Source organism: Pseudomonas sp. GW821-FHT10B02, from assembly GCF_059415665.1.
Map to the genome: position 1 here is coordinate 44,046 of NZ_JBWKNR010000021.1, position 8,802 is coordinate 52,847.

Annotated in this window: 5 protein-coding genes; all 5 read left to right on the top strand. The window is 61.6% G+C overall.

The window, feature by feature from the left end; all coding sequences use genetic code 11:
* Position 1: 1 nt before the first annotated feature.
* The 5 genes from AC07OF_RS24600 (at position 2) to AC07OF_RS24620 (ending at position 8,225) form a co-directional block, all read left to right on the top strand.
* Positions 2-1,597, top strand: coding sequence for a VWA domain-containing protein (locus AC07OF_RS24600; RefSeq protein WP_157192616.1), 1,596 nt, complete (start codon positions 2-4; stop codon positions 1,595-1,597).
* A complete protein-coding gene (locus tag AC07OF_RS24605) occupies positions 1,594-2,898 on the top strand; it encodes a BatD family protein (protein WP_157192615.1) in 1,305 nt (434 codons plus the stop codon). The genes AC07OF_RS24600 and AC07OF_RS24605 overlap by 4 nt, the downstream gene beginning before the upstream one ends.
* 42 nt (positions 2,899-2,940) lie before the next feature.
* Entirely contained in the window at positions 2,941-3,942 is a 1,002-nt protein-coding gene (locus AC07OF_RS24610; RefSeq protein ID WP_157192614.1) for an HAD family hydrolase, read from the top strand.
* 99 nt (positions 3,943-4,041) lie between these two features.
* Positions 4,042-5,607: an arylsulfatase gene (locus tag AC07OF_RS24615; protein ID WP_157192613.1), complete on the top strand. Its 1,566-nt coding sequence runs from the start codon at positions 4,042-4,044 to the stop codon at positions 5,605-5,607.
* 83 nt (positions 5,608-5,690) lie between these two features.
* Positions 5,691-8,225: a fused MFS/spermidine synthase gene (locus AC07OF_RS24620; RefSeq protein WP_157192612.1), complete on the top strand. Its 2,535-nt coding sequence runs from the start codon at positions 5,691-5,693 to the stop codon at positions 8,223-8,225.
* Positions 8,226-8,802 lie beyond the last annotated feature (577 nt).

Consider the following 8,802-nt stretch of genomic DNA (forward strand, 5'->3'; position numbering starts at 1 on the left):
TATGGATATCGACTTCAGTGCCTTCCACTTCCTGCGCCCTCTGTGGTTGCTGCTGATCGTGCCGGCGCTCCTGTTGCCATGGGCCTGGTTGCGCCGCCATGACCTCAAACGCCAGCTCAAGGGTCTGATTGCCCCGCACCTGATTGAACCGCTGCTGATCACCCCGGACGATCAGCAACGCCTGCGCCCGGTGCATCTGCTGGCCTTGCTGCTGGGGCTGGGTGCGGTGGCTGCTGCCGGGCCGACCTGGACTCAGGATACCCCCGATTTCGTCGACAACCGCGCGCCGTTGATACTGGCCATCGACCTGTCGCCGTCGATGGATGCTGATGACGTGCCGCCGTCGCGCCTGTCTGCGGCCAAGCACAAACTGCATGACCTGATCCAGCGCCGTGCCGGCGCGCGCACGGCGTTGATTGCCTATGCCGGCGGCGCGCACCTGGTATTGCCGGCCACCGAAGACCCGGAGCTGCTCGACACCTTCCTGCAGGCACTGTCGACCGACCTGATTGGGCAAGCTGGCAAGGATGTTGTCGGTGTGATCGAGCTGGCGCGCAAACTGCTAGATGCCGAGAAAATGCCCGGAACCTTGCTGCTGGTCACCGATGGCGCTGCGCCGGAACAGTTCGAGGAAATTCCCAAGCGCTTGTCCGGTAGTGATCTGCAAGTTCTGGTGCTGGCCGTTGGCAGCCAGGACGGCGGTGTGTTGCTCGATGCCAAAGGGCGCCCGCGGATTACCGATGATGGCCAGCCCTTGCAAGCGACATTCGATAGCCAGGCACTCAAGCAACTGGCGCAGGCAGCCGACGCGCCTCTGGGTAGCCTGACGCTCAACGACGATGATCTGGACTGGATCACACTGCACGCTCAGCAGCACTTTCAGGCGGTTCAAGGCGATGAGCAGCAAGTGCACTGGAAGGACGCCGGCTATTGGCTGTGCTGGCCATTGGCACTGATTGCACTGTTCTGCGTGCGTCGGGGGTGGCGGGTGAACTGGCTGGGGTTGCTGCTGATAGTCATGCTCAGTGCGCCTTCGCAGCCGGCACGAGCAGGTGCATTGGCCGATGCCTTTTTCACCCCGGACCAGCAAGGCCGCTGGGCCTTTGAGCATGGCCATTTTCCACAGGCCGCAGAGCACTTCCACGATCCATTCTGGAAAGGTGTCGCAGCCTACAACGCTGCGGACTACCCGGCGGCACTGGCCAGCTTCGCCCGCCTTGACAGTGCCTTGGCGCACTTTTACCTGGGCAATATCTACGTGCGCCTGTTCAAGTTCCCCCAGGCCATCAGCGCCTACCAGCAAGCGCTGCAAAAGCAGGCGGATTTCCCCCAGGCCAAAGCCAACCTGGCCTTGGCCCAAGCCTTGCTGAAGGATTACGAGGACCAGCAAGAGGCCGGCACCCCGGATGAAAAAGCCGACAAGGTGGTGGAGGACCAGACCCCCAGCCAGGGCGGGCAGCAGAAGCAGGTGAGCACACCACAAGCAGCTTCTGACCAGCTGTGGTTGAACAACCTGACGACTTCGCCTGCGCAGTTTCTCAAACGCAAGTTCATGCTCCAGAACGCCGCCCGCCAGCCTGCCGGAGGTACGCAATGAAACGCCTGCTGTGGGTTCTGCTGGCGTGTGCGCCACTGCTTGCCAGCGCAGCGCCAGAAGTGCGGATACAGAGCCGCCTGATACCGGAAACCGGCGTGGTAGTGGGCGGCACACTGAGCATGGAGGTCGACCTGCTGGTGGACACCTGGTACACCGCAGCGCCAGTCCTGCCCGCGCTGGAACTGCCCGGCGCGGTGGTGACGCCACCCGGTGGCGAAGCACAACACTTGAACGAAAAGCAGGACGGCAAGACCTTCTTCGGCTTGCGCTACACCTACCAGATCACCCCGCAAGTGGCGCAACCATTCACCATCCCGGCGCTGACCTTCCAGGTTCAGCCAGGGCAGGGCAGTGGCGCCGTTACGCTCAACAGCCAGCCATTGACCTTTGTCGCCAAAGCCCTGGCGGGTGCAAGCGATCAACATCGCCTGGTCGCCAAGTCGGTCACCCTCACGCAAACGCTGCAGCGCTCGCATGACCCTTTACGGGTTGGCGACAGCATCACCCGGCATCTGACGATTCAGGCGCAGGGCACTCAGGCCATGCTGATTCCGCCACCATCCTTTGCTCAGGTACAGGGTTTGAAACGGTATCTGCAGACGCCCAACGTCAGCGCTTTGAGTGATGGCCGCGGCGGGGTTTCCGGTGGTGTGCGTGAAGACAGCGTGACCTATGTGATCGAGCAGGAAGGGCCGCTCAGCCTGCCGGCCATTTCTTTCGAATGGTGGGATGCCAGCAGCGGTGAAGCTCGTAGCACGGTGGTCGACGCCGTGAGCTTCGAAGCAGGCAAAGGCAATTACAGCGCGCCGTTTTCCATCAATGACGACCTGCGCGCGCTCGGGCGGCAGGCCCATGTTCGCCTTTCCGGGCATTGGTTGTTGCTGTCGGCGGCGTTGCTGGCCGGTGTTTGCCTGGTCTACTTCGGGCGCCCATGGGCCAAGACCGGCCTGGCCCGGCTGCGGCGCTGGCAGAGCAAACGCCGTGATACCTGGCTGGCTTCTGCGGACTACGCCTGGCAGTTACTGCGTAAACAGTTAAGCAGCCGCCCGCTGCGCTTGGACGGACTCTATCTATGGGTACGGCGCAGCACCGGAAAACGGACGCTGTCGGCACTTTCCGAAGAATTGTCCGACGCAGCTGCAAATCGTTCACTAGACTTGCTGAAAATTCGCTATGCCCCTGCTGCTGAGGGTGGTGATGCACCAGCGGAACTGCTGCAAGCGCTGCAGTCATCACGGCGGCAGTTGGCCAGGCGCAAGGTTGTACGTTCGCGTTGTGGATTGAAACCATTGAATCCCTGACTCGCCTGAGTCAGGTACAAGGTAACTGTTCAAGGATGCGCTATGCCTCAAGTCCACCCGATGCGTTGGTTGTTCAGTCTGCTGGTCATGCTACCGCTGCTGGTCCAGGCAGCGGACCCACTGCCGTCCTGGTACAACGGCGCCTCGCGCCAGGCGATCGAGCAGTTTGTCGCTGCCGTGACCACAGAGGGCAGCAAGGACTACGTCGCGCCGACCGAGCGCATCGCCGTGTTCGACAATGACGGCACCTTGTGGAGCGAGCAGCCGATGTACTTCGAGGTGTTGTTTGCCCTGGATGAAGTCAAGCGCCTGGCCCCGCAGCACCCTGAGTGGAAAACCCAGCAACCGTTCAAGGCGGTGCTCGACGGCGACCAGAAAGCCCTGGCCGCCAGCGGTACGGACGGAATGATGAAAATCATTGTGGCCACCCATGCGGGAGTCAGCACCGAAGACTTCATTGCCCAGACCCGGCGCTGGCTCGCCACCGCAGTGCATCCAAAAACCCGCAAGCCCTACACCGAGATGGTCTACCAGCCAATGCTGGAGTTGCTGCAGTACCTGCGGGCCAATGGCTTCAAAACATACATAGTTTCGGGTGGCGAAGTTGCTTTCATGCGCGCTTTCGCCGAAGAGGTCTATGGCATTCCCCCGGAGCAGGTCATCGGCACCACCCTGGACACCCGCTTTGACGACCGCAACGGCAGCCTGTCGATCCAGCGCCTGCCCAAGTTGGCACATAACGATGACGGGCCGGGCAAACCGGTGAGTATCGACTCGATCATCGGCCGTCGTCCGATCCTGGCCTTCGGCAATTCCGATGGCGACCTGCAAATGCTGCAATGGACCAAAGCCGGCCCCGGCAAGCGTTTCGCCGGGCTGGTGCACCACACCGACGCAAAGCGCGAATGGGCCTATGACCGCGACAGTAAAGTCGGGCGTCTGGACAAGGCGCTGACATCCGCCACCAGCAATGGCTGGACCGTGGTCGATATGGCCCGCGAGTGGCAGCGCGTTTATCCCTTCGACAGTATTGATAGCCAGTAAATGAAACACCGCAGGCGCACAGGGACCAGTGGATACACGGTATCTCTCGTGCACGTAGTCGTGGCCAACGCCAGTAACGTGAGACGGAGAACAGGCCATATGAAGCTCAGTAGAAGGTGGATAACGACAATGACCCTTGCCGCCGGCGTGGCGATGGGGATGAACGCCGTGCATGCCGCAGACAAACCCAACATTCTGGTGATCTTCGGCGATGACATCGGCCAGACCAACATCAGTGCCTATGGCAAGGGCGTGGTGGGCTATCAGACGCCCAACATCGACCGGATTGCCAAAGAAGGCATGATGTTCACCGATTACTATGCGGAGAACAGCTGCACCGCCGGCCGCTCGACCTTCATTACCGGGCAATCGGCATTGCGTACCGGCCTGTCCAAGGTCGGCATGCCCGGTGTGCCGGTCGGCCTGCAGGCACGTGACGTGACCATTGCCCAGGCCCTCAAGGCCCAGGGTTATGCCACTGGCCAGTTCGGCAAGAACCACCTTGGCGACCGTGATGAATACCTGCCGACCAACCACGGTTTTGACGAGTTCTTCGGCAACCTCTACCACTTGAACGCCGAAGAAGAACCGGAACGGCCCTACTGGCCCAAGGATGATGCAGAGTTTGTCAAAGCGGCTTCGCCGCGTGGCGTGATCAAGTCCAGTGCCGACGGCAAGATCGAAGACACCGGCGCGCTGACCAAAAAACGCATGGAAACCATCGACGACGAAACCACCCAGGCGGCGATCAACTTCATCGACAAGCAGGTCAAGGCCGACAAACCGTTCTTCGTGTGGATGAACACCACGCGTATGCATGCTTTCACCCACATTCGCGAGTCGATGCAGGGGCAAAGCGGCATGGTCGGTAACGACTACGCCGATGGCATGCTGGAACACGATGGCGATGTCGGCAAGTTGCTCAAGACCCTCGATGACCTGAAGGTTACCGACAACACCATTGTCGTCTACACCACGGACAACGGACCGAACCAGTGGTCCTGGCCGGATGCTGCCACCACGCCGTTCCGTAACGAGAAGAACTCCAACTGGGAAGGCGCTTACCGGGTGCCGGCAATCGTCCGTTGGCCTGGCAAGGTCAAGCCTGACACGATTTCTACCCAGATGTTCTCGGGCCTGGACTGGTTCCCGACCTTGCTCGCTGCGGCGGGTGACACCGATATCAAGGACCGCTTGCTCAAGGGTACTGATCTTGGAGGCAAGAACTTCAAAGTGCACCTGGACGGTTACAACCAGCTGGATTACCTGACCGGCAAGGCCAACAAGAGTGCGCGTGACGAGTTCTACTACTTCAATGACGACGGCGAGCTGGTCTCCATGCGCTTTGGCGACTGGAAACTGGTGTTCTGTGAGCAGCGCGCACCGGGTGGCCTGCAGGTCTGGAGCGAGCCGTTTACCTGCTTGCGGGTGCCGAAAATGTTCAACCTGCGCATGGACCCGTATGAACGGGCCGATGTGGTCTCGGATCAGTACTACGACTGGTTGACCAAGAACGACTACCTGATCTTCCAGGGTACGCGTAAAGCCGCAGCGTTCCTGCAGACCTTTGTCGATTATCCGCCGAGCCAGCGCCCGGCCAGCTTCAGCATCGACCAGGTCCGCGAGGAAGTGGACAAGAAGATTGCAGAGAAGATGAAGAAGTAAGGCAGTGCCAGCGCCCGTCAACGACGGGCGCTTTCTTATTACTTGATTTTCGGCCGCGATGCTTGCGCCGATAAGGTCAATCGATGCCCTCAGCTGTCAGTTCCCCTCAAGTGCGCTCATCTGTTCCTGATCAGGCAGGCCAACGCTTGCCCCTGCCTATGCGGGTTCCGGCGCTGCTGCTGTGCGTGTCCGGTGCAGCGGCGCTGGTGTATCAGGTGTTGTGGGTCAAGCAACTGTCGCTGGTCGTCGGAGTGGAGGTGTATGCCATCACGGCCGGCATCAGCGCTTTTTTTGCCGGGCTGGCACTGGGTGGCCTGGTGTTCGGCCGCTGGGCCGATCGCCTGCGCCGTCCGGTCAGGCTGTATGCCGGCCTGGAGCTGGCCGTGGCGGTACTGGGTGTGTTGAGCACCCTGGCACTGGCCAGTTCAGCCGGTCTGTTCGCCCGTCTGGAAAGTCACATAGGCCTGCTGGCCTGGCTGCTCCCTTTCATTCTCGTAGGCGTGCCAGCGTTCCTGATGGGCGGCACGCTTCCGGTTCTGGTGCGGGCGTTGACCCCCGCCCAAGGCCAGCTGGCCGAAGCCGGCGGGCGACTTTATGCGGCCAACACCGCAGGTGCCATTGGCGGCACGCTGCTGGCCGCCTTTGTGTTGCTGCCGCAATTCGGCGTCACCGGCAGTGCGCTGGTGGCCGCGTCACTGAACCTGCTGGCTGCAGCGGGTGCCTGGCTGGCACGGCGGCGCGATGAACAGCTCCCTTGCGAAACGCAGATCAGCGTGGCGCCGCGCTCACCGGCGGCGCGTCTGGCGATTACCTTGTACTGCGTGGCCGGTGGGGTAGCACTGGGTTACGAGGTGGTGTGGACCCAGTCGATCGTACAGTTCATGAGCACCCGCACATTTGCTTTCTCCGTGGTGCTGGCCACTTATCTGGCGGGGCTGGTGCTGGGCAGCGCGCTTTACGCCCGCCGTGCTGACCGGATTCGAGACCCCTGGGGCCTTTTCGGCCTGTTGATTGCGCTGGCCGGTTTGCTGGCACTGGTGCAGATCGCCGGACTGGGCCGTTGGCTGATCATGGCCCAGACCGAGGTCGAAGCGCTGGTGCTGCACCTCACCGGCAATGAACTGGCCGGAATGTGTGCGCGCTTTGCTACAGCGGCGCTATGTGTGGTGTTCCTGCCCACTACCGTCCTCGGCGCCGCTTTCCCGTTGGCCTTGCGCTTAAGTGTAGACAGCATGCAGGTCGGCCGGGATGTCGGCGCGGTAGTCGCCTTGAACACCGTGGGCGGCATCATTGGCGTCATGCTCACCGGTTTCGTGCTGGTTCCCGGCATTGGCCTGGTGCGTACCTTGGTGGTGCTGGCCCTGGTCGCTGCCGCAGTCGGTTGTTGGGTGGTCTGGCGCGGCAAAGTACTGCACAGAGGGATGCGCGCAGCGATCCTCGGCGTGACGCTGGCGACTGTGGTCGTGGGGGTGTTGACGCCGCCGCAACGCCTGGCGGAGCTGCTGCCCGGTGCACGCAACGGACGCATCACCTTTTATGAAGAGGGTCGGGGTGGCACGGTTGCCGTGGTTGCGCAGCAACGTCAGGACCGCAGCTTCAACCGCCTGTACATTCAGGGCGTATCCAACACGGGCGATGCCATGCCGTCGTTGCGCTATATGCGCTTGCAGGCACTGTTGCCGCTGTTGATTCACCGCCAGGAACCGCGCTCGGCTATGGTGATCGGCTTCGGCACCGGGATTACCGCCGGGGCGATGCTGCGCTATCAGGGCCTGCAGCGCCCGGTGGTGGCCGAGCTGCTGCCCGAGGTGCTGGCGGCCGCGCCGTTGTTCAAGGGTAATTACAATGCCGTCAATGATCCGCGCCTGGACATCCGCCTGCGCGATGGCCGTCGTGAGTTGCTGCGCAGTGCCGAGCGCTACGACCTGATCACTCTCGAACCGCCACCGCCCTCTGCCGCCGGGGTGGTGAATCTCTACTCGCAGGACTTCTATGAGCTGGCGGCGTCGCGCCTGGAGGAGGGTGGCATTGTCGCCCAATGGCTGCCCTTGCCGACCCAGAACCTTGACGACAGCCGTTCGCTGGTGCGCAGCTTTCTGAACGTGTTTCCCCATGCCTCGCTGTGGACCACGGAGTTCCATGAAATGCTTCTGATCGGCTCGCCAGCGCCGCTGGAGCTCGACGCGGCGCGGATCAGCCAGCGCTTTTCGCAACCTGAAGTGGCTGCTGCGCTGGCTGAAGTCGGGGTCGACTCGGTGAGCGCCTTGCTGGCTACCTGGATCACTGACCGCCAGGGTCTTGAGCGTTTTGCCGGGGATGCCGAGGCAGTGACCGACGATCATCCACGGATCGAGTACGCACCCTGGGTACGCTCCAGGGAAATCACCCGGGTATTGCCGGAATTGTTGGCGCTGCGCAGTGCGCCGCCGTTGGTCAATGCCGGCACGGGGTTACAGGCCTCTGTTGAGGATGAATGGCAGGTGTTGCGGGGCTTTTATGGGTTGACCTTGCTGGCCTATAACGGTAACCGCCAGGCCTGGGCGCGGGAGGTTCGGCAATTGATGCAGACGGACGGGCGCAATCCCTATTTCCGCTGGTTCATCGGGGGTGGGCAATAACCACCACCGGTGGGAGCGGGCTTGCCCTGCGATGAGGCCCTCAGATTTGTGGGCATATCCATTTGCCAATGTGGCGCTGAATCACCTTTCCGCCCTTACGGCGGCTTACTTTTTTTCAGTCGAAAAAAAAAGTAAGCAAAAAATTCTCGCCCCACCAGGGGCCCTACGCTGCGCTCCGGGTCCCTTCGCTCCGGCGCCGCTACGGGGCATTGCGAGCTACGAGTTGCAAGCAACTATACGCTTCGCAACTTCGGCTAACGCCGAAGGCGCTACGCGCTAGCCCCTCCACGACACCTCCACTCAGCCCTACTGGTTAACGGGGCAGGTGGATCAAGATCAAAAGCACAATTCGCTTCGCTCTTGCTCGATCGAGTTGCGCTGGCCAGCGTAGCTGGCTAACGCGCTGAGGGGCCTCGCACTCGCACTTGATCTTGATCTTGATCTTGATCTTCATGCACGCAAGTACAGGCGACACGGACTGCGACTTCAGGAGGCTGAGTGAAGGTGCCGGAGCGAAGGGACCCGGAGCGTAGCGTAGGGCCGGATGCAGGAGCGAGCGGTTTTGCTGGAACTGTCC

Coding starts and splice junctions, on each gene's coding strand:
- AC07OF_RS24600 (WP_157192616.1), top strand. CDS start 2: ATGGATATCGACTTCAGTGCCTTCCACTTCCTGCGCCCTCTGTGGTTG.
- AC07OF_RS24605 (WP_157192615.1), top strand. CDS start 1,594: ATGAAACGCCTGCTGTGGGTTCTGCTGGCGTGTGCGCCACTGCTTGCC.
- AC07OF_RS24610 (WP_157192614.1), top strand. CDS start 2,941: ATGCCTCAAGTCCACCCGATGCGTTGGTTGTTCAGTCTGCTGGTCATG.
- AC07OF_RS24615 (WP_157192613.1), top strand. CDS start 4,042: ATGAAGCTCAGTAGAAGGTGGATAACGACAATGACCCTTGCCGCCGGC.
- AC07OF_RS24620 (WP_157192612.1), top strand. CDS start 5,691: ATGCCCTCAGCTGTCAGTTCCCCTCAAGTGCGCTCATCTGTTCCTGAT.